At 42.8% G+C, this 18,528-nt stretch carries 18 protein-coding genes and 3 tRNA genes; 9 read left to right on the top strand and 12 right to left on the bottom strand.

All coding sequences use genetic code 11. The features are described from left to right. Positions 1 to 97: 97 nt before the first annotated feature. From L0B18_RS06550 to L0B18_RS06540, 3 genes are all read right to left on the bottom strand, one after another. The gene (locus tag L0B18_RS06550; RefSeq protein ID WP_234570575.1) at positions 98 to 733 is read right to left on the bottom strand and encodes a Crp/Fnr family transcriptional regulator; all 636 of its coding nucleotides are present in this window, start codon (positions 731 to 733) and stop codon (positions 98 to 100) included. Then, entirely contained in the window at positions 734 to 1,732 is a 999-nt protein-coding gene (locus L0B18_RS06545; RefSeq protein ID WP_234570573.1) for a potassium channel beta subunit family protein, read from the bottom strand. 191 nt (positions 1,733 to 1,923) lie between these two features. Beyond that, positions 1,924 to 2,472, bottom strand: coding sequence for a hypothetical protein (locus tag L0B18_RS06540; protein WP_234570571.1), 549 nt, complete (start codon positions 2,470 to 2,472; stop codon positions 1,924 to 1,926). Between the two features lie 252 nt (positions 2,473 to 2,724). Here L0B18_RS06540 and L0B18_RS06535 point away from each other — a divergent pair, with 252 nt between their 5' ends. From L0B18_RS06535 to L0B18_RS06525, 3 genes are all read left to right on the top strand, one after another. After that, positions 2,725 to 3,171 carry a hypothetical protein gene (locus L0B18_RS06535; RefSeq protein ID WP_234570570.1) on the top strand — a complete coding sequence of 149 codons (447 nt, stop codon included), beginning with the start codon at positions 2,725 to 2,727 and terminating at the stop codon, positions 3,169 to 3,171. Between the two features lie 49 nt (positions 3,172 to 3,220). After that, entirely contained in the window at positions 3,221 to 4,243 is a 1,023-nt protein-coding gene (locus tag L0B18_RS06530) for a clostripain-related cysteine peptidase (RefSeq protein WP_234570568.1), read from the top strand. 83 nt (positions 4,244 to 4,326) lie between these two features. Then, a tRNA-Pro gene (locus L0B18_RS06525) sits at positions 4,327 to 4,400 on the top strand. Positions 4,401 to 4,495: 95 nt separating this feature from the next. Here L0B18_RS06525 and L0B18_RS06520 read toward each other — a convergent pair. Beyond that, complete coding sequence (locus tag L0B18_RS06520; protein ID WP_234570565.1) at positions 4,496 to 6,754, bottom strand: GH92 family glycosyl hydrolase; 2,259 nt, start codon at positions 6,752 to 6,754, stop codon at positions 4,496 to 4,498. Positions 6,755 to 6,964: 210 nt separating this feature from the next. Between L0B18_RS06520 and L0B18_RS06515 the strand changes: the two genes are divergently transcribed. After that, positions 6,965 to 7,324: an STAS/SEC14 domain-containing protein gene (locus L0B18_RS06515; RefSeq protein ID WP_234570563.1), complete on the top strand. Its 360-nt coding sequence runs from the start codon at positions 6,965 to 6,967 to the stop codon at positions 7,322 to 7,324. A gap of 1 nt (position 7,325) precedes the next feature. On the opposite strand, the gene L0B18_RS06510 is transcribed toward L0B18_RS06515, so the two are convergent. Next, positions 7,326 to 7,706 (bottom strand): transmembrane 220 family protein, encoded by a 381-nt coding sequence (locus L0B18_RS06510; protein ID WP_234570562.1) that lies wholly within the window; start codon positions 7,704 to 7,706, stop codon positions 7,326 to 7,328. 252 nt (positions 7,707 to 7,958) lie between these two features. Between L0B18_RS06510 and L0B18_RS06505 the strand changes: the two genes are divergently transcribed. The 3 genes from L0B18_RS06505 (at position 7,959) to L0B18_RS06495 (ending at position 11,647) form a co-directional block, all read left to right on the top strand. Next, positions 7,959 to 9,104 carry a formylglycine-generating enzyme family protein gene (locus L0B18_RS06505; protein ID WP_234570560.1) on the top strand — a complete coding sequence of 382 codons (1,146 nt, stop codon included), beginning with the start codon at positions 7,959 to 7,961 and terminating at the stop codon, positions 9,102 to 9,104. A 44-nt stretch (positions 9,105 to 9,148) separates the two neighbouring features. Beyond that, positions 9,149 to 10,522 (top strand): Gfo/Idh/MocA family oxidoreductase, encoded by a 1,374-nt coding sequence (locus L0B18_RS06500; RefSeq protein WP_234570558.1) that lies wholly within the window; start codon positions 9,149 to 9,151, stop codon positions 10,520 to 10,522. A gap of 183 nt (positions 10,523 to 10,705) precedes the next feature. Beyond that, positions 10,706 to 11,647 carry a hydroxypyruvate isomerase family protein gene (locus tag L0B18_RS06495; RefSeq protein WP_234570556.1) on the top strand — a complete coding sequence of 314 codons (942 nt, stop codon included), beginning with the start codon at positions 10,706 to 10,708 and terminating at the stop codon, positions 11,645 to 11,647. A gap of 46 nt (positions 11,648 to 11,693) precedes the next feature. On the opposite strand, the gene L0B18_RS06490 is transcribed toward L0B18_RS06495, so the two are convergent. The 4 genes from L0B18_RS06490 to L0B18_RS06475 form a co-directional block, all read right to left on the bottom strand. Then, the gene (locus L0B18_RS06490) at positions 11,694 to 12,722 is read right to left on the bottom strand and encodes a TlpA disulfide reductase family protein (RefSeq protein ID WP_234570554.1); all 1,029 of its coding nucleotides are present in this window, start codon (positions 12,720 to 12,722) and stop codon (positions 11,694 to 11,696) included. Positions 12,723 to 12,751: 29 nt separating this feature from the next. Beyond that, entirely contained in the window at positions 12,752 to 14,731 is a 1,980-nt protein-coding gene (locus L0B18_RS06485; RefSeq protein WP_234570552.1) for a hypothetical protein, read from the bottom strand. A 238-nt stretch (positions 14,732 to 14,969) separates the two neighbouring features. Next, complete coding sequence (locus L0B18_RS06480) at positions 14,970 to 15,206, bottom strand: hypothetical protein (RefSeq protein ID WP_234570551.1); 237 nt, start codon at positions 15,204 to 15,206, stop codon at positions 14,970 to 14,972. A gap of 77 nt (positions 15,207 to 15,283) precedes the next feature. Then, entirely contained in the window at positions 15,284 to 16,300 is a 1,017-nt protein-coding gene (locus tag L0B18_RS06475; protein WP_234570549.1) for an FAD:protein FMN transferase, read from the bottom strand. Positions 16,301 to 16,592: 292 nt separating this feature from the next. On the opposite strand from L0B18_RS06475, the gene L0B18_RS06470 reads away from it, so the two are divergent. Both L0B18_RS06470 and L0B18_RS06465 read left to right on the top strand, forming a co-directional pair. Further along, positions 16,593 to 16,664: transfer RNA gene (locus L0B18_RS06470), tRNA-Thr, on the top strand. A 74-nt stretch (positions 16,665 to 16,738) separates the two neighbouring features. Next, positions 16,739 to 16,811 (top strand) — tRNA-Arg (locus L0B18_RS06465). Between the two features lie 41 nt (positions 16,812 to 16,852). Here the strand turns inward: L0B18_RS06465 and L0B18_RS06460 are convergent. From L0B18_RS06460 to L0B18_RS06450, 3 genes are all read right to left on the bottom strand, one after another. Continuing rightward, positions 16,853 to 17,074: a type II toxin-antitoxin system Phd/YefM family antitoxin gene (locus L0B18_RS06460; protein ID WP_234570548.1), complete on the bottom strand. Its 222-nt coding sequence runs from the start codon at positions 17,072 to 17,074 to the stop codon at positions 16,853 to 16,855. Continuing rightward, on the bottom strand, positions 17,074 to 17,469 hold the full coding sequence (locus tag L0B18_RS06455) for a type II toxin-antitoxin system VapC family toxin (RefSeq protein ID WP_234570546.1): 396 nt from the start codon (positions 17,467 to 17,469) through the stop codon (positions 17,074 to 17,076). Before L0B18_RS06455 ends, L0B18_RS06460 begins: the two co-directional genes overlap by 1 nt. Positions 17,470 to 17,591: 122 nt before the next feature. Then, the gene (locus L0B18_RS06450; RefSeq protein ID WP_234570544.1) at positions 17,592 to 18,524 is read right to left on the bottom strand and encodes a YihY/virulence factor BrkB family protein; all 933 of its coding nucleotides are present in this window, start codon (positions 18,522 to 18,524) and stop codon (positions 17,592 to 17,594) included. Between the last annotated feature and the right edge of the window lie 4 nt (positions 18,525 to 18,528).

Genomic DNA, 18,528 nt, shown 5'->3' with positions numbered 1-18,528 from the left:
CTGAGACTTTTTAGATTAAATAGCCAGGTAAATCCTTGGTTACTCAATCAACAGAAAGAAATATACAGAGCAGTTTTTCCCAACTCAGTAACATTTGTTACAGTAGCGTAATCTTATTTCTCCCGAGCTTCACAACTCCCTTTTTTTCCAGCTCTTTAAGTAATCTGGATATCACTACCCGGGCAGTTCCCAATTCGTTGGCAAGTTCTTCATGGGTAATTTTGATGGTAGATTTGCCGGTAATTTCTCTCTTTTTCTCAATGAAGTTCACCAATCTTTCATCCATCTTTTTAAACGCAACTGCATTCACTACATCCAGCAGTTCATGAAATCGCTGATGGTAGACATCAAAAATGTATTCCACCCATTCAGGATGATGTTTAATAATTTTCCCAATTTTCTGGACGGGAATAAGAAGTACATGACTTTTCTCGCTGGCTACCGCTTTTATTTTACTTGATTCATTGTACAATCCGCCCATGAACGACATAATGCACATATCCCCTTCCTCAAGATAATAGAGCAACATTTCGCGGTAATCATCATCCAGTTGGTAGACACTGATTGCACCTTTCAAAATGATGGGAATGTCCGAGATTGGGCTGCCGGGTTTTACAAGGACATCCCCTTTTTTGAATTCCCGCTCATATCCCTCTTCTTTCAGTTCCCGGATGATATCAGGGACCGGTTTTTGTTGAGAGGGATTCCGGAGCGGATTAAATGTCTGGTTCATCTATCGGCGAAAATCTGGTTCTTCATCCGGTTTGTTGTCTAAAATCTCTTCGATTTTTTCCATCACATCGTCCGTCAGTTTTTCAACTTTGTCCATCGCTTTCATATTCTGGCGAACCTGCTCCGGTTTTGAAGCGCCGGTTATAACCGTACTCACATTGGGATTCTTCAGGCACCAGGCCAATGCCATTTCCGGCATGGAAATCCCGGCTTCATCCGCCACCTCTGCAAGTTCCTTTACTTTCTGAAGCTGCTGTTTTCCACTTTCACTTTCCAGGAGACGTTCGCGAAGCCAGTCATATTTTTCCATAGAAAGGCGGCTGTCATCGGGAATTCCGTCATTATACTTTCCGGTCAAAAGGCCGCTCGCCAGCGGACTCCAAATAGTAGTTCCCAAACCAATTTCATCATATAAACGCGCATATTCGCCTTCTACTTTATCCCGTTTGAACATATTGTACTGTGGCTGCTCCATCAATGGCGGACGAAGATTCTCTCTTCTCGCGATATGATACGCTTCACGAATCTGTTCGGACGACCATTCACTGGTTCCCCAATAAAATGCTTTTCCTTCACGAATCACCTGATCCATTGCGCGAACAGTTTCCTCAATCGGGGTAAATTTGTCCGGGCGGTGGCAAAAAATCAGATCCACATAATCGGTCTGCATTCGTTTGAGGGACGCATTTGTTCCTTCGATGATATGCTTATAAGAAAGCCCGCTATCGTTTGGCCCTTCTCCACCCCAAAAAATTTTGGTTGATAAAACAAGATCTGAACGTTTCCATCCTTGTTTCTTGATGATCTTTCCCATAACCGTTTCGGATTTTCCCTCTGCGTAGGCCTCGGCATTGTCAAAAAAATTAACACCGGCATCGTACGCTTCCGTCATGCAGTCGGTAGCAAGTTGTTCGTCAATTTGTTCTCCAAATGTAACCCATGAGCCAAATGACAGGGCGGACACTTTCAGGCCGGATCGCCCCAAAAATCGATACTCCATTTTAAACCTCTTTTTTTGATTCTGTTTATTACTTCTAAACTACAAAAACAGAACAACTTTTGGGTTCGTTTCTGTGAAGGTGCAGGCGACTCGGGGTAAAAAAAATCGCCCGACGAATACTCTTCGCCGGGCGATTTTATTGATCACTCATACAATTCGATGATTTGATCCAATCATCGAACGTTTCTTCCTTAATACATTCTTCGCTCAACAGCAGCTACAAACCGCCGGGCGTCTCGCCGTGAGAAATCTTCCATGACATCCACATCGTCGATTTCCAGGTCTTCAAAAATTTCATCTCCTTCGCGATCAATGATATAAAGTCTTCCATCATCGTAATAAACCTCACTGATTTCATACAAAGGAATGATCAGTGCGTGATCCAACAATTTTTTAACACCTGTGGTTACCATCGATTTAATCACATCTGCCAATACGGATGCCTCGTGATAATCCTGGTCTTCATCGTCACGAATTTCATCCTCAAGTTCGGCAAGAAAACGGTCTGAAAATTGAATTTGAATAGCATCATCAGTAACCAATAAATCCACGGAACCTTCTCGGGTTGTCATTGCATATTCGGCGTCTCTGGGATGAAGACGCTGAGTTATATCGGCATCAATATCATGGTCACCAAAATGGTTTTGAGCAGACAAGTGCAGCGGCAACAAAAGTGCCGTAAACAAAAAACCTGCAACCAACATTATTTTTTTTGAAAACTTCGGATGAGATTGTGTCATGAGCAAAAGGTTAATGGATGATTTCTCTTGGCTACGATGCTGACACCCATGAAGTTTCGAAATTGCAAAAGTATCTTTATACAATCATATTTTACCGATTCAGCTGCTGTAGCACCCTTTAAATCCATTAAAATTTTGATGAAGTAATTATATGATAATTAGGATCTTAAGAGTAAATTTTTGTCCGAAATGGAACATGATCGCTAAAAATTTGTTTTATTAGTGATGTTACTAATTAATTTAAATGACACTATGAAAAAGCTTACAATATCATTTTTACTTTTATTTTTGACAGCAACGTTCATGCCTCTTCAGGTTCAGGCTCAATCTTCAGATGCCCATGACAAACTGAAGACCGAGATAAATAAAATGGTTGAAAATGTTAAAGAAGCAGAAACAGCCGTTGAAAAAAGAGAAATCCTGAACACTTCTTTTGATAAACTCATCACGGCATTCAACCGGGTAGAATCTATGAACCGGGTTCCGGAATCGGATAAAAAAGCACTGGCTGATTTTAAAAACACCATCCAGGAAAAAAAGGATGAGCTGAATGGAACAAACGGATACGAAAGAGTTCCTGACAGCCAACTGAATGATTTTGCCCAATTCGCTCAGCAAGATATTGAGCAGGCCGACCGAGTTGTTACCATTAGTTTAACAACAGCTTTGCTGATTATCATTATCTTGTTGTTACTGTAAACAATCGTTGAGTTTTTAAAATCAAGCGTGGTTCTGCCACGCTTTTTTTATGAAAAGAAAATTATGTCTGGTTTTTTTGCTTGCAGCTTTCGTGCTGTTCTTTGGCTGCTCTTCCTCCCAACAGATGGTGGATGAATCAACTCGCGAGGTTCAATATTCGCTGGTATACGTCGTTCATGCGGATGCCAATTATACCTACCACCTTAATGGAAAACGCCGCAAAGCTGATCTCGATGTACTGAATAAAGCCATCAAAACCGGACAAAATGCAAAGCATGGAGAAGTTTTTATTTTCCATCAAAAACCTGAAAGAAAACTCCTGTTTTTAATCCCTCAAAAAGACAGGGATTATTACCACTTTCGGAATGGTGAACTGGTAGGTGGAGGAAATTATTCACCCAAAAATGGTGGATTAAAAGCAGAAGCAGAAATCGTTACTAAAAGCCTGGCCGAATCTTCCAATAAAAATATTTTTCTCTACTTCGGCCACGAAATTCCTGTTGGAAAACCATATTTCGTTTACCACAGCTCCAGCCCCTACAACCTGCTGAACACAGAAATCTTCTCGAATGATCTGGGGCTTTTTGGTGATACGTTTGATGTAACAGTTCTGTCCACCTGTAACAACGGGAATCCGGTCATGGTGGAATCTCTTTCCGGTATTACGAATTATCTCGTGGCATCGCCCCAAAACCTGCACCTTTCCCATTTGTCAGATCAGCCGCTTCGGCAACTGGAAACAAATCCCGATGTCCCTGCTTCAGAATTGGCTCAACAGATCGCGGAAGAATCGTACAAAAAACTTGCCTCGTTTCTTCAAACGGAGGTTACGGTTGCCGTGTACGACATGGGGCAGACTGAAAATTATATCTCCTCACTGGCCAGAGGTTATCAGAGTCATCTGGAAAAAATTTATCAAAACTCACTTTTTGTAAACAATCAGGATTGCAAAAATCTGCCAGAATTGGATCATCCATTGCCAAACAGCGGAGTGACTCTTTACCACAAACCGCCTTCTTTTGGAAGAAATTCTACGGATGGTTCTCATTCAGGATGGGGTTGTAAATTATAGAAGTTTATCTATTCGAATGGGTGACGAATAATTCAGATATTTGGGATGTACATTCAATTCACAACTTCGTATTTTTAATCTTTCGGGATGTAGCGCAGCCCGGTAGCGCGCTTCGTTCGGGACGAAGAGGTCGCAGGTTCAAATCCTGTCATCCCGACTTTCTTTTATAACCCCTTCGTACTTTTTTGTGAGACAGTCCTCTAGAAGAAGAAAACAAACCCATCTGGGACACCTGTCCCGATTAAAAAACCATTATTCATAAACCGTTACCGGCGGCCTTGCATCTTCTCCTGTTGCCCACTCTTTGTTCGGCTCCGGCCCCATCTCAAATTCAAGGGTTGCCCCGTCCATGATGTCCCGGTAGGTGATGTAGGATTTTTCGTACGGCTCATCGTTCAGCGTTGCAGATTGAATGTACCTGTTTTGTGAGGATACACCATTGGCGATCACTGTAAATGTTTTTCCATCTGCCAGGTTGATGGATGCTTTGTCAAACACCGGGCTTCCGATTACATAGACGCCATTCGCCGGGTTTGCCGGGTAAAATCCGAGAGAGGAGAAAATATACCAGGCCGACATCTGTCCGCAGTCTTCGTTCCCCGGCAGGCCGTCGGGCTGATCGGTGTACAGCGAATCCACAATCGTACGAACCATCTCCTGCGCTTTCCACGGGGCATCCGCATAGTTGTAGAAATAGGGAATCTGCTGGGCAGGTTCGTTGCCCTGAACGTACTGGCCAATCAGGCCGCTCATATCGGAAATTTCACTTCTGGTTTCTGATTCCATCGAAAAGAGGGTATCCAGTCGTGCTACAAAGTTTTCCTTCCCTCCGATCAGGTCCATGAGTCCCGGTACGTCCTGCGGCACATACCACAAATACTGCCACGCATTGGCCTCGGTGTAATTTCGTTTGTCGAGATCTTCGGGGGCGGCAAGCGGATCAAACGGCGTTTCCCATTCGCCATTGGCCAGTTTGGGACGCATAAAGCCGGTCGATTCATCCCATACATTCAGATAGTTTTGTGCTCGATTTGAATAGATTTCAAAATCTTCGTTCTTGCCAAGCGCTTTTGCCATTTGGGCAATGACCCAGTCATCATAGGCATATTCCAACGTTTTGGAAACTGATTCTGCAAATTCATCCGATGGAACATATCCAAGCTCGTTGTATCGTTTAATCTCTTCGTTTTGCTCGAGTGAACTCTTCTTCATCGCCTCGAAAGCTTTCTCAACATCATAATCCCGAATTCCCTTGAAGTAAGCATCAGCGATAACCGGTACAGCGTGATACCCAATCATCGTGCCGGTTTCATACCCGTGAAGATCCCAGATCGGCAGAAAACCATTTTGATCGTAATAGTTGAGCATCGTTCGGATCATATCGTTTACCCGATCCGGCTCAATGAAGGTGAGCAGTGGGTGTTCCGCCCGATAGGTATCCCAAAGGGAGAAAATGGTGTAGTGTTCATAACCGTCTGCCGTATGAACGTTTTTATCCGGGCCGCGATATTGCCCGTTCACATCCATAAACAGAGTGGGTGCAAGAGTGGCATGGTAAAGTGCCGTATAGAACGTTCTCAACTTTGCTTCATCGTCGGATTGAACCTGAATTTTTTGAAGCTGCTTCTCCCACATCCCAACGGCTTGATTGTGAACGTCATCAAACTCCCAATGGGGAACCTCGGTTTTTAAATTCTCTAAAGCATTTTCCATACTCACAGCAGAAATGGCTACTTTTTGCAAGAGTTCATTACTGTCGGATTCATCAAAGTAAAAGAAACCGTGTGTTTCACGCCCTTTGGCTTCGGTTGGATTCGTAAGCTTTTCCCCCTCATTCTCGATAATTACTTCTGAGAACGGTTTAGAAAACTCAGCAGCAAAATAGACCCACTGGTTTCTTGCCCATCCCGAAGAAAAACGGTAACCGGTAATCAAGCTGTCGTTTACAATCTCAAGAAAAGTTTCGGTTGGGGTATCCCAGTTGATGGCAAATCCCAAGTCCAACGAAACTGCCTGTCCTTCATCATTGGGAAAAGTATAGCGATAAAAACCAACTCGTTTGCTTGCGGTCAGTTCAACCCGAATACCGTCATCCATTTTCACAGAATAGTAACCCGGACTGGCGGATTCATTTTCGTGTGAATACGTGTTGTAAACCGCTGCGCTGTCGCGTTCGGTTCCGTTAAGAGGCATAAACGACAGATCGGAAAGATCTCCGATTCCAGTTCCGCTCAAATGAGTCATGCTAAAACCGGCTAAAACCGAATCCTCATAATGGTAACCCGAGGAGTAATCCCATCCGTCTTTGCCGTTATCCGGGCTTACCTGCACCATACCGAATGGAACTGTTGCCCCGGGATAGGTATGGCCGTGAGCTGCCGTGCCAATGAACGGATCAACGTATGAGAGTGGTGAAAAATATTCATTATTACTTGATTCAGATGACTCCCGGCAAGAGATGAAACCAAATGTGATAATAATGATGAAGAGAACAATGAGAGATTTATCCATTCTTAGAGAGCTGGCTAAGGTTTGATCAGGTATATAATCCTTTTTAAAAAGATATAGAATCTACAACCTGAATGTGTTCAAAAAGTGAATTCCGAATTGAAACCGACTTCAGAGAGAATGCCTGTTTTAAGAAACTTTTCTCATGGCCTTCCCTTTAAATAAAGAGATTTTCGAAAAATATAATATGCAATACTATAAATAAGGAGAGACATGACCGGCTTTATTGATATTGATGCAGATAACGTTGTTGGAATTCGAATAGATGGAAAAATCAGCGAACAGGAATTTGACGCCATAACAGCACGTCTCGAAGAAAAAATGAGCAAGCACTCCACCGTCCGAATCTATGCTGAAATTAAATCTTTGGGAGGAATGTCACCCGAAACATTCTTTAAAGATCTGAAATTCGGACTTCAAAACTGGGACCGCTTCGACAAAGAAGCGCTCGTAACAGACAAGAAATGGCTGGAAAAAATTATTGATATTTCTGACCACCTTTTTCCCTCAATTGAAGTTGAGGCTTTCTCGTTTGATGAAAAGAAAAAAGCTAAAATCTGGATTCAGAATTAGTTTATTCTGCTATTGGCGGTGCTTTATCTTTCTTGCGATAAGTGGAAATTGCCAGAACCCCTACCCATACGAAGATGATAAGAAGCCCCAAAAATTCGCGGGCAGCTTCTACACCCGCCTGATTCATTTGTACTTCATCCAGCATATGCCGGAATCCATTTCCGGTCAGGTGAGGAATCTTCATCAAAGCCCAAACCCCGGTTATTAAAAGTACCGATGAAGCTGCAATCCAGTTGAGTTTTTTGAGGGCAAAGAGAATTGAAACCAGGCTTGCTGCACCGTAAATCAACATCCAGCGAAAAGGATTCGTATCATTATACTGAACAACCACAGCTAAAAGAAAAAGAACAATCATCAGGTAGTTGGCAACTCTAAGAATCATATCATCCGTTAAATTTAAAAATTGTATGTCTTGGTTGAAGTATTCTCGATTAAAGTAGAAATGAGGATTCAAAAAAAGAAAAAGAAAATATTCGGATAAACATCACTTTCAGGAAATTCCTTATTATTTTTTCTTTCCTCTCTCCTATTTTATAGGTATAGTCTAAAATTCGGTTGTCTCTTTTAAGTTTTATTTTGCTTATTTAATGAGACGGCTTTTGTCAACTGGAGAAAAAGATATACCTACATTCACATGATTAAGAAAGCTTGCAATGTTTGGGACAACCCAAACCTCTTTTGGATACTGGTACTGCCATTTTTCATTCTATCCTGTAAAAGTTCTGAGGTCAATACAAATAATACCCCGGTTCAATCCGAACCAACTTCCCAAAATGAAACTAATAATGTTGCTGTAACTGACATCCAAACGGAAGAATATACGGCTGAAATTCCCGGAAGCGGTGAAGAGATCGAAATGGTTTTGGTTCCCGGTGGAAATTATGAAATGGGCCCGTTTGAAAATGGAGAAATCCACGAAGTAAAAGTAGATTCTTTCTGGATCGCTAAACACGAAATCACCTGGGATGAATACAATCTCTTCAGAAATGAAGTGCTTGAAGACATCCGCACACAGGTTTATAAGGAACTATATGGCGTTGACCTTGAAGGGGATGCTATTTCATCTCCCACCTTATCGGAAGAAGCGCTTGATCTGCTTCGTGATAATGACATTCCTGCCGATATTATTTCGCTGCCATCTCCACCCTATTCCGATATGACTGCCGGAATGGGAACGGACGGTTTCCCTGCCGTAAGCATGACGCATTATGCCGCATTTATGTTTACCAAATGGCTGACTGTAAAAACCGGAAATTTCTATCGTTTGCCAACGGAAGCGGAATGGGAATATGCCTGCAGGGCTGCCAATCCGAATGTATATGAACCAATTAGCAATCAAAGCGAACTTAACCGGTTTGCCTGGTATCGTGATAATAGCGAACGAAAATATCATCAACCCGGAAGTAAAGAACCGAATGCTCTGGGTCTTTATGATATGCTGGGCAATGTTGCCGAATGGACTTTCGATCAATATTATGAAGATTACGGCGCCCAGCTTGAACACAACCCTGCCGATAATCCTTTTTTCAAACCGGACCAGCTTTATCCCAGAAGTGTTCGTGGCGGGTCGTGGATGGATCCTGCCGAATCGGCCAGCTGTGTTCAGCGGAGAGGTTCTAATCCCAACTGGAAAATGAGAGATCCTCAACTTCCCAAAAGTCTTTGGTGGCATACAAATGCGCCATTTGTAGGCATCAGAGTGGTAAGGCCGGTCAATGAACCTAATTCAGTTGATGAGATGGAAGAATACTGGATTGATGCTATACAGGATTACAATTAACAGCCATCATCAAATTTTAACAACAACTACCAAAACATGAAGCCATGGAAAACAAAAATCAGCTAAACTCAAAACTGACAAGAAGAGATTTTATGAAGAAAACATCGCTTGCTGCAGGTGGCGGTTTTCTTTTGAGCAGCCTTCCGATAGGATCAAGTGCCTATGCTGCTGCCAATGATACGTTAAATGTTGCCGTGATAGGCTGCGGCGGACGAGGAACCGGTGCCGCAAACCAGGCACTTACGGCCGATAACGGTGTTAAAATTGTAGCGTTGGCTGATCTTTTCAGAGACAGGCTGGATGAGTGCTATACCGCTCTTTCCGAACGGTTGAAAGCAAGCAATGAAACCGACCGCCTTGCAGTGCCGGAAGAGCACAAATTTGTTGGTTTTGATGGATACAAGCACGCCATTGAGCTGGCTGATGTTGTGATTCTGGCCACTCCTCCCGGATTCCGTCCCGAGCATTTTGAAGAAGCAGTACGCCAGGGCAAGCATATTTTCATGGAAAAACCGGTTGCAACGGATGCTCATGGTGTTCGCCGCGTTCTGCAGGCCGGTCGCGAAGCCAAGCGTAAAAAACTGAATGTGGTTGTTGGATTGCAGCGGCACTATCAAAATAATTACAATGAAGCCCTTCAGCATATTCGTGATAATGCCATCGGTAAAATTACGGCCGGACAGGTTTACTGGAATGGCGCCGGAGTTTGGGTTCGGGAACGTCAGCCGGGTATGAGTGAGCTTGAATATCAAAACAGAAACTGGTACTACTTTAACTGGTTATGCGGCGATCATATCCTGGAACAACACATTCATAACATCGATGTTGCGAACTGGTTCATCGGCGAATATCCGGTTTCTGCCCAGGGAATGGGTGGACGCGAAGTTCGAAATGGAAAGGATCACGGACAGATTTTTGACCACCATTTTGTAGAGTTTACTTACCCGGGCGGAGCGGTCATTGCCAGCCAGTGCCGTCATCAGCCCAACACCTTTTCTCGTGTAGCAGAGCATTTCCAGGGAGCCTTCGGCACAATCGAGCTGGATTCCAACAATAAAGCCGTTATTAAAGATTGGGATGGCGTTGTTCTGTACGATCACGAGGGCATGAACGATCCAAATCCATACCAGGTTGAACATGACAAACTTTTTGCATCTATTCGTAACGGAGAAGTCATTGACGACACCGAATACGGAGCAAAAAGTACAATGACTGCTATTCTTGGACGAATGGCTACATATTCCGGCCAGATGATTACCTGGGATCAAGCCATTAACGCCAATGATAAAATGGTTCCTGACAACATGACCTGGGATACTCCTCCTCCCGTAATGCCTGATGAGAATGGTAACTATCCTGTTCCAACTCCGGGAGTTACAGATGTTTTGGGAACGGAATCAACGGCGAGTAAAGGGTAAAGAGAAATCCTTCTAAAAAGGAGACCGTTGAAAAGCGTTTAGCGAATTAGCAGGGGTGTGTCCGTGTGATGTAAGTATGGAGATTGTCTGAACTGACTACAAATAGCACACCCCTGAATCTCCTCTCAAGAGGGGACTCCTTTTCTGTACATCCATTTCTTATTCTGCAATCCAACATATCCTATGAATCGAAAAACCTTTCTGAAAAACAGTCTTTTTGCAGCTACAGCTCTTTCTACCGGTGCGGCTTTTACTAAAGCAAATGCCTCGACACTTAAAAAATCAGATCTTCTGACGAGGCATAATTTCAAACTGAAATATTCCCCGCATTTCGGAATGTTTGAGAATCATGCCGGCCGCGATTTAATGGACCAGCTTCAATTTATGAGTGACATCGGATTCCGTGGATTGGAAGACAACGGTATGAAAGGCCGAAGCCGGCGGACACAAGAACAAATCGGCCAAAAACTGGAAGATCTCGGGATGGAAATGGGTGTGTTTGTGGCTCATACGATCTACTGGAATGAACCGAGTTTAAGTACCGGAGACAAAGACTACCTGGAACAATTCCTGGATGAAATCCGTGAATCGGTTGAGGTGGCAAAACGGGTGGATGCCAAATGGATGACGGTGGTCCCGGGCCATGTAGACAAACGTCTTGATATGGATTACCAGGAACTCAATGTTATTGATACGTTGAAACGGGCTATGGAAATTCTTGAACCACACGATTTAGTAGTGGTTCTCGAACCTCTGAACACACTTCATGATCATCCCGGAATGATTCTCAACAAAACATCACAGGCATATCGAATTTGCAAGCATGTTGGCAGTCCATCATGCAAGATCCTGTATGATGCGTATCATCAGGCTATTACCGAGGGAAATATGATCCCGAATATCGATGCGGCGTGGGATGAAATTCCCTATTTCCAGTTGGGCGATCATCCCGGAAGAAATGAACCCTACACCGGTGAAATCAATTACCGGAATATCTTCAAGCACATTTATGATAAAGGGTTTGACGGCATCGTGGGAATGGAACACGGAAAATCGAAAGGTGGCAAAGAGGGAGAGCTGGCCCTGATTGACGCCTATGTAAAAGCTGATGATTTCGAGGTTTGAGTATCAGATTCGTTAAGCCTTTACAGATTCGCGGATCTTGTTTGATCTATTCATCAAAGTACTCAGCAATCATTCGGTCTACTTCATTCACCATTTCTTCGCCTCTAAGATCTTTAGCCACAATTTTTCCATCGGGATCAATCAAGTACATTCTGGGAACACCAGCCACATTATAAGACTCGACGATTTCCCCTCCCCATCTTTTTGGTTGCAATATTTGCGGCCATTCTATCTCATTTTCTGTGGTAAAATCCTGCACTAACTTCTCATTCTCATCTAACGCAACACCAATAATCGTCATATTTCTGTCAGAGTGTTTCTCGTATAATGTTTTCAAGTGAGGTATTTCAGGTTTGCACGGACCGCACCAGGTACCCCAAAATTGCAGCAAGATAAATTCCCCACTTAAATCAGACAGAGAAAAAGAATTTCCCTGAACAGTTTCTGCTGCAAAAACGTGTGCTGGCTGACCAATTTGCAATGACTCAAGCTCATGAAGCTGACCAAGCGCGAAATCTACGAAAAAATCTTTGGCATCTAATTCCACCATTTTTTGGGCGTAATCACGAATCTTGTCTTTTTTATCTTGGTCTTCATAATGCCGTACTAAGATTAAGTAAAGCTGAGATTTGCTTGTAGGTTGTGTTAGCTCGTCCTCCTTTTTTTCCAGATACCCGATATAATTCTCGTAATCCAGATTCTCATTTCTTGCATAAATATTCCCAAGCGGTCGCAATATTAAAGTCCACAATTCTGAATTGTTGTCAAGAGTTGCCAATGCTTCATCAACATATTGATTATTTCCTGTATTTCCCCACATAAGAAAGGCCGAGGAAAAAGCTCTTTCTGCTGATTTTGTTCCTTTATGGGATTTGTAATACTCAAAAAACTCCTCCGCATATTGATTTTGGAGGCTGTCTGAAAATTCAGATTTCTCAATTTCATCCCAAACCTCTGAATGGTATGCTTCAAATGTTGAATCTGTTTCTGTGGAGTTCTCCTGCCCGAATGCGGAATTGTATGTAATGAAAATGAATAGAATAAATAGCGAAATGACTCTTGTGAAATCTCTCATTATGATGTGGATTTGTTGGAAGTTGTACTTTAACTGCCCTTTTCTAAAAAGCAATTTTTTCTAACCACTTTCAAATCCTGCATATCCTCATCTGTAAAAGTGCTGAGAAGTTGAAAATGATTTCCTGCTTCAACCACATTTTTTTGATACAGACTCATGCTCTGGGAACCGGGAATAGTCATGAACAACCGGGGCTCGTTCTCTACTTGGGCAATCTTAAAACCCGCTCTTAACGCACTTACAGTCAGCCAGGCATCATCCACCGTAGGACAACTTGAAAGAAATCTATCCCCTGCTTGTTTGAGATACTCAAGAAATTCCGGAGGATAAATAACACCGGAAACCCCCAAAATGTAATTCAAGGAGTCGGGAGTTGTACTTCCGGAATTCTTCCAGTCTTTTGGAGGAATAAACCTGCCGTTACTGAATCTCATCCGAAGGGTGCGATAAGCGTGAATTACGTCTGTGTTTGATTTGTGAACCTCCACCAATTTTTCCAGCCAATCAGGCGGATAAATAACATCATCATCTGCTGTAACGAGAGGTTTATCAAACGCTTCATTTTGCTGAAGAAAACTATAATACTTTTTATGAGGGCCAATATTTTCAGAGAAATAAATCTCAAGGCCAACTTTCTGTAACCGCCGCAACGGTTCAGGCAGTTTTCCCAAATCCTCGTTATCGAGCCACAAGATAATTCTCGATGGTTTTACAGTTCCCCGCCGGATCGATTCAATCGTATAGAAAACCGTGTTAATTCTTACACCGTGAGATGTGAGAGAAACAACCGGACCCGCCGGATCCGTCAGTGGCTGCCGGGACTTCTGATTTTCAGATTTCAGTGAACGCAAGGCTAAAGCTTCCCTCCGCTGCTGTTTGTAATAACCGGGCTTTAAATACTTGTTGTGCTTTATCGAATGAACGAAAGGAATCGCTTGCGGCCAGTACTTAAACAACAAGCTCTCTCCCGATGCTTTAAATGTCTCATCCCGAAGACGTTTAATTTCTTCAATTTCTTTTGGATCCGGTTTGTGATTGATTTCATTTAACGCCTGAACATCATATAATCCAACCACTTCCATTCTGTGGGTTAGTATCAAAAAAGCATTTGAACGATCGATGTCAATTCCCTTTACACCTCCCTCTTTCACACCGGTTTTTCCATAGTAGAACTGGTCATCGTCTACCAGTTTAAGAGCTTTTGGCGAATTCTTTACACGGCTCCAGTTTCCATCCTCAGATTCAAAAAAATAGACATATTGTGTAGCGGCATCCGCAACGTACAGTTTCTTTGCATCGGGACTGAATCGAATCCCATGCGGACAAACCGGGCCGTCAAGGGCCACTGCTGGTGAAGTTTTTTTGTTGAGTTCACCACTATTTTCATAAATCGCCACTTGCCCATAATCATGATTGCTGATTGCGATCCATTTCCCGTCCAGGCTCACAGTAATCCCATCCGGAAACCGGAGTGAATTTTCGATCAGAATCCCTTCGTTCTTAACTTTGACGCCATTTTCCAGGTTGATAACATGAGATGTAATCGTATGCCTGTGATTATTACAAACAAAAATTCTGAATTTATTTTCCGATATCTGGTGACTGTGAACCGAACCGGGTGTACTCACTTTTGATGTGAATAACCCTTTCCCGCTGATGACTTTCTCCGCAGACAACTCATAATTGTTGATTTCACCATCAGGCTCAGGAAGCTTGAAAATTGAAACGCCCGCAGACCGGTTACTAACCACAATCCATTCCTCATTCAAAAAACAAACCCCGTGGGGATTTTTGATATCCGGAGAGGTAATTTTGCTGTAACCCATAATAGATATACCGGATGGAGAAATGGTTCGGTCAATCTCAAAAGTGAATAGATGCAGCGTATTAGCAAGAAATTCAGCAATGATAAAACTGCGAGCTCCGGGAGAAAATTTGATGTCCTCCGTCCGCCCGATTTGATTTATAACATTGCGTATTTCATCCGATGCCCGGTATTCCAGTTTCATGCTTTAACCAATCTCACTTTAAATAATTAGTCGCTTTCTTAGAGAGCTTAGCTCAACAAGTTTCGGGGAGATTATAATAATTTTTAGGTGAGAAAAAACAGCACTAAAGCGAATGATGAGGAAATTCTATAACTGCTCAAAAAAAGAAGAATGAATTAGCTGCGTTCCGCAACGATAGAAATACAATCAGAGTATGGGATTGTAATTCAGGGTTTCATTTTCAACGAGAGTAGCGACCTCAAACCGATCTTTCCTGGTCTTCCGGGCGCGTTAACCCGAGAAGCAATCCACCGGTTACAGCGGCAACGATCCATAAAACAACCCAGGCAATTCTCTCCTGTATGGTATCCAGATTTACTCCGAAAGCGTCAATCTGTACGTGAACTAAACCAATGATGGCCATTACTCCTAACAAGGTAAGTACAAATCCCATACCCAAAAGTAACCAGCCGAATATCCTGATATTCTCGTTCATGGGGCTCTCCATTAAGTTGTAAATGATCTCCCAGGTACTTCTTAATCAAGAAAATGAAACCGAAAATGATTTCAAAATCATTTGAGATACATACGACTGTTAACCGAATACCATTCAAGAATGTTCCCGCCATCATTCATAAAAATAATGGCTTCGGTGTGATCCAGCCCGTTGACCAATTCTATTCCGTCCTCTGGATCCATCAAGGTGAGGACTGATGCAAGGGCGTCGGCCTGCATTCCGTCGGGAGAAATGACCGTAGCCTGAATTTGACGGGTAGCGCCCAGCCCGGTTTTCGGATTTAAGATGTGTGAATATCGTTCTCCATCAATCACTACAAACTGAAATAAATCACCGGAAGTGGTTACCGTTCGATTGGTAACCTGAAGTGTAATAAAACTGTTTTCTCCCCTGGTTTTATTTTTTGGAACCGCCACATCCCAAGTGTCACGGCCGGGCGGCATATCTCCGAGAGTGACGTCTCCCCCCGCATCAATGAGTGCCTTTTCAATTCCATGCGTTCGTATCACGGCCAGTGCCTCTTCGGCCGCGTAACCTTTTGCGATTCCACCGAGATCCAGTTGCATTCCCGGTTTAAGAAGCTCTACGGTTCGGTTCTTTTCATTCAGTTTGATGTATTTGTAACCGACTTTTTGCCGAAGTTCTTCCAGTTCTTCATTGGATGGCAATTCCGGCTCGGGTGACATCCGAACCACCCGCCAGAATTTGCTCATCGGGCCGATGGTGATATCAAACAAGCCATCCGTCATTTTGGCCATTCGGATGGATTCCTGCAAAACAGTAAACAGATCTTCGCTCACTTTGACGGCCTCGCCCGATCCTGAAGTTTTTGCAAGACGATTGAGTTCGCTATCCTCAAGATAATCACTCATGATTTGATTCAACTCCTCAATCCGGGCAAATGCTTCTTTTGATGCCTGGCTTGCAACAGATTCATTGTCCGTATACAGAACGATGTTGAACCGGGTGCCCATGTGGTTTGAGCTAAACGAATAGCGCTCCAAATCCTGGGCTAACAGTGCACCCACCAGCAGAAACCAGACAATTGTGGTAAGAAATAGTCTTTTGTACATCAAGCCGTCGTTCATTTTAAACCGTTCTCAAAATAAACGTTTACACAGAAAAAAACTTTCAACTCTTTTACTTTGGAATGACCCCAAGTCATTCAACAATTGAAGAAATTCTGTACCAACCAATCGGTCTTGATTTTTTTGTTCTTTTGAATCCATACAAAAGGACAATAGAGCAGTTGCACACTCTGTGTATTACTTTTGGTAACACCAAAGTTCCAGAATGAACAAAACTTTTCATTCACCAAAGGTTTAATCTGAACCAAAAAGTGCCTAAATTTACGATTCTTTACCCGCCGGAGTAGCTCAGGGGTAGAGCAACGCTCTCGTAAAGCGTAGGTCGTCGGTTCAAATCCGATCTCCGGCTCAATATCTTTCTCACTTAAAAGGGAAATGAAGAGTGTGTTTAACCAAAATCACATTGAAATTCACGTTCTATATAACCCTGTAGTTCAACCGGATAGAACGAAAGCCTCCTAAGCTTTAAATCCCGGTTCAAGTCCGGGCGGGGTTACTATTAACAGTGTGGCACTTGGAAGAGATCAGTCAGCAGTTTTAGCCGCGCTCTCTGCTTTCTCGAACGGCTTCATTTAAACTATTGAGATCTAAATCAGTTTCTACGCCTTCAATATCGAGGGGTGAGCCTTTCTTTTCTACAGGCTTCAGTACAAAGGTTTGACCATCTCTTTTTTTTATTCCCACCTCTCCTTCATTTCGGGCTTCATCCAGTAATTTTGCCAGCTTTTGTCGAGCTTGAGAGTATGTGTAAACTTTCATTATGAGACCTCTAAAACTGTAATATTAAGTTCTTTTGCAACATCAACCATTCTTCTGTCCAAACTAAGTAAGGGTGTTCGGTATTGTTTTGCACAATCCAAAACGTATCCATCATATGCATAAATATTGAATTCTTTTGACAATTTGAGCGCTTCATTCAATCGAATGGGTGTTCTTCTAATGGGCACGAGATCAAATTGATTAATAATCTGCTTCGTCTTAGTGAGGGATATTCTTTTGCGCTTTAGCATAGCTGATAGTGCGTTTCCGATCTCCGCATCTATACTTTCCGGTGACTGTAGCTCGGAGTTCTCTGTATGCTCAATAATTACTTGCTTATGAGATTCATTAACAAGAACTGCCAGTACTGCGGATGTGTCAATTGTTATCAGCATACATAAATGTAACAATTGTACAACTCAAATTCTTAATTATTTCTTTTCTGTCACTTTGAGCTTTATTTGATGCTTTTTAGATGTTCTTAAAAAATTAATCACACGAGTGTTGATGATAGCATTTACCCACCCTGCTCATCGGCGATATAATCTTTACCGGCTTTGTGAGTTACAATTTTCTCGGCGTGGTCTTTCGGCTGAATATTTTCAGCGAATTCCATGGCAAATTGCTGGGTGATCTCAGCCCCAAAAAACAGGATCAAAGATGAATAGAAAACCCACAACAGGAAAATGGCAGTCGAGCCTGCTGTTCCGTACATATCCTGTATGTTGCTGTTGGTGAGGATAAACGTAATCAAAAATTTACCAAGCGTAAACAGGAACGCCGTAACGGCCGCACCTGTCCAAACCACTTTCCATTCAATAATTACATCGGGCAAAAATTTGTAGATCATTCCCAGGATAATCACCACCGCTAAAAAGGAGATCAGGTAACCAAAGATATGAATGAGAATAGGGGAAACGCCCGGAATCAGGTAATCCAGGTTGTTACCCACAAAACCCAGGGCTGCTTCCAGTAAAAGTGAGAGCATCAGTACAACGCCCATAACCGCAATCAGGATGAATGATATCAGCCGGTCTTTGAGAACTCTTTTGAGATTACGGCTCGATTTTGTTCTTACCTGCCAGATTTGATTCAGCGAGTTTTGAATAATGATAAAGTATGTACTGGCTGCAAACAGAAAAATGATGATACTTACGATCTGCTGGATCAGGCCGATTCCTTCTACAAAATAATTCCGTACAATGTTATGGATTAAATCCGCGGCTTCCTCTCCGATGGATGTCCGGATGATCTGGAATACTTCCTGACTGGCCATGTCCTGACCCGTAATCAGCCCCACCAGGAAAATAATCATAATCAAAATGGGTGGAGCGGCAATGATAGAAAAAAATGCCAGTGCACCGGCAAGGGTGATGGGATCATTTTTCATGAAATTCTTCCCGGCTTTTTTGATTACCAGCAGGGAATTATTGAAAAAATTTTTACTCATAACT

It is taken from the genome of Rhodohalobacter sp. 614A (genome assembly GCF_021462415.1).
Classification (GTDB): Bacteria; Bacteroidota; Rhodothermia; order Balneolales; family Balneolaceae; genus Rhodohalobacter.
The sequence above is the reverse complement of the archived record's forward strand: the minus strand, read 5'-3'. Positions and strand labels throughout refer to the sequence as shown.

Coding starts and splice junctions, on each gene's coding strand:
- L0B18_RS06540 (WP_234570571.1), bottom strand. CDS start 2,472: ATGACACAATCTCATCCGAAGTTTTCAAAAAAAATAATGTTGGTTGCA.
- L0B18_RS06495 (WP_234570556.1), top strand. CDS start 10,706: ATGAATCGAAAAACCTTTCTGAAAAACAGTCTTTTTGCAGCTACAGCT.
- L0B18_RS06485 (WP_234570552.1), bottom strand. CDS start 14,731: ATGAAACTGGAATACCGGGCATCGGATGAAATACGCAATGTTATAAAT.
- L0B18_RS06455 (WP_234570546.1), bottom strand. CDS start 17,469: ATGCTGATAACAATTGACACATCCGCAGTACTGGCAGTTCTTGTTAAT.
- L0B18_RS06500 (WP_234570558.1), top strand. CDS start 9,149: ATGGAAAACAAAAATCAGCTAAACTCAAAACTGACAAGAAGAGATTTT.
- L0B18_RS06460 (WP_234570548.1), bottom strand. CDS start 17,074: ATGAAAGTTTACACATACTCTCAAGCTCGACAAAAGCTGGCAAAATTA.
- L0B18_RS06450 (WP_234570544.1), bottom strand. CDS start 18,524: ATGAGTAAAAATTTTTTCAATAATTCCCTGCTGGTAATCAAAAAAGCC.
- L0B18_RS06480 (WP_234570551.1), bottom strand. CDS start 15,206: ATGAACGAGAATATCAGGATATTCGGCTGGTTACTTTTGGGTATGGGA.
- L0B18_RS06490 (WP_234570554.1), bottom strand. CDS start 12,722: ATGAGAGATTTCACAAGAGTCATTTCGCTATTTATTCTATTCATTTTC.
- L0B18_RS06545 (WP_234570573.1), bottom strand. CDS start 1,732: ATGGAGTATCGATTTTTGGGGCGATCCGGCCTGAAAGTGTCCGCCCTG.
- L0B18_RS06530 (WP_234570568.1), top strand. CDS start 3,221: ATGAAAAGAAAATTATGTCTGGTTTTTTTGCTTGCAGCTTTCGTGCTG.
- L0B18_RS06535 (WP_234570570.1), top strand. CDS start 2,725: ATGAAAAAGCTTACAATATCATTTTTACTTTTATTTTTGACAGCAACG.
- L0B18_RS06550 (WP_234570575.1), bottom strand. CDS start 733: ATGAACCAGACATTTAATCCGCTCCGGAATCCCTCTCAACAAAAACCG.
- L0B18_RS06475 (WP_234570549.1), bottom strand. CDS start 16,300: ATGTACAAAAGACTATTTCTTACCACAATTGTCTGGTTTCTGCTGGTG.
- L0B18_RS06520 (WP_234570565.1), bottom strand. CDS start 6,754: ATGGATAAATCTCTCATTGTTCTCTTCATCATTATTATCACATTTGGT.
- L0B18_RS06515 (WP_234570563.1), top strand. CDS start 6,965: ATGACCGGCTTTATTGATATTGATGCAGATAACGTTGTTGGAATTCGA.
- L0B18_RS06505 (WP_234570560.1), top strand. CDS start 7,959: ATGATTAAGAAAGCTTGCAATGTTTGGGACAACCCAAACCTCTTTTGG.
- L0B18_RS06510 (WP_234570562.1), bottom strand. CDS start 7,706: ATGATTCTTAGAGTTGCCAACTACCTGATGATTGTTCTTTTTCTTTTA.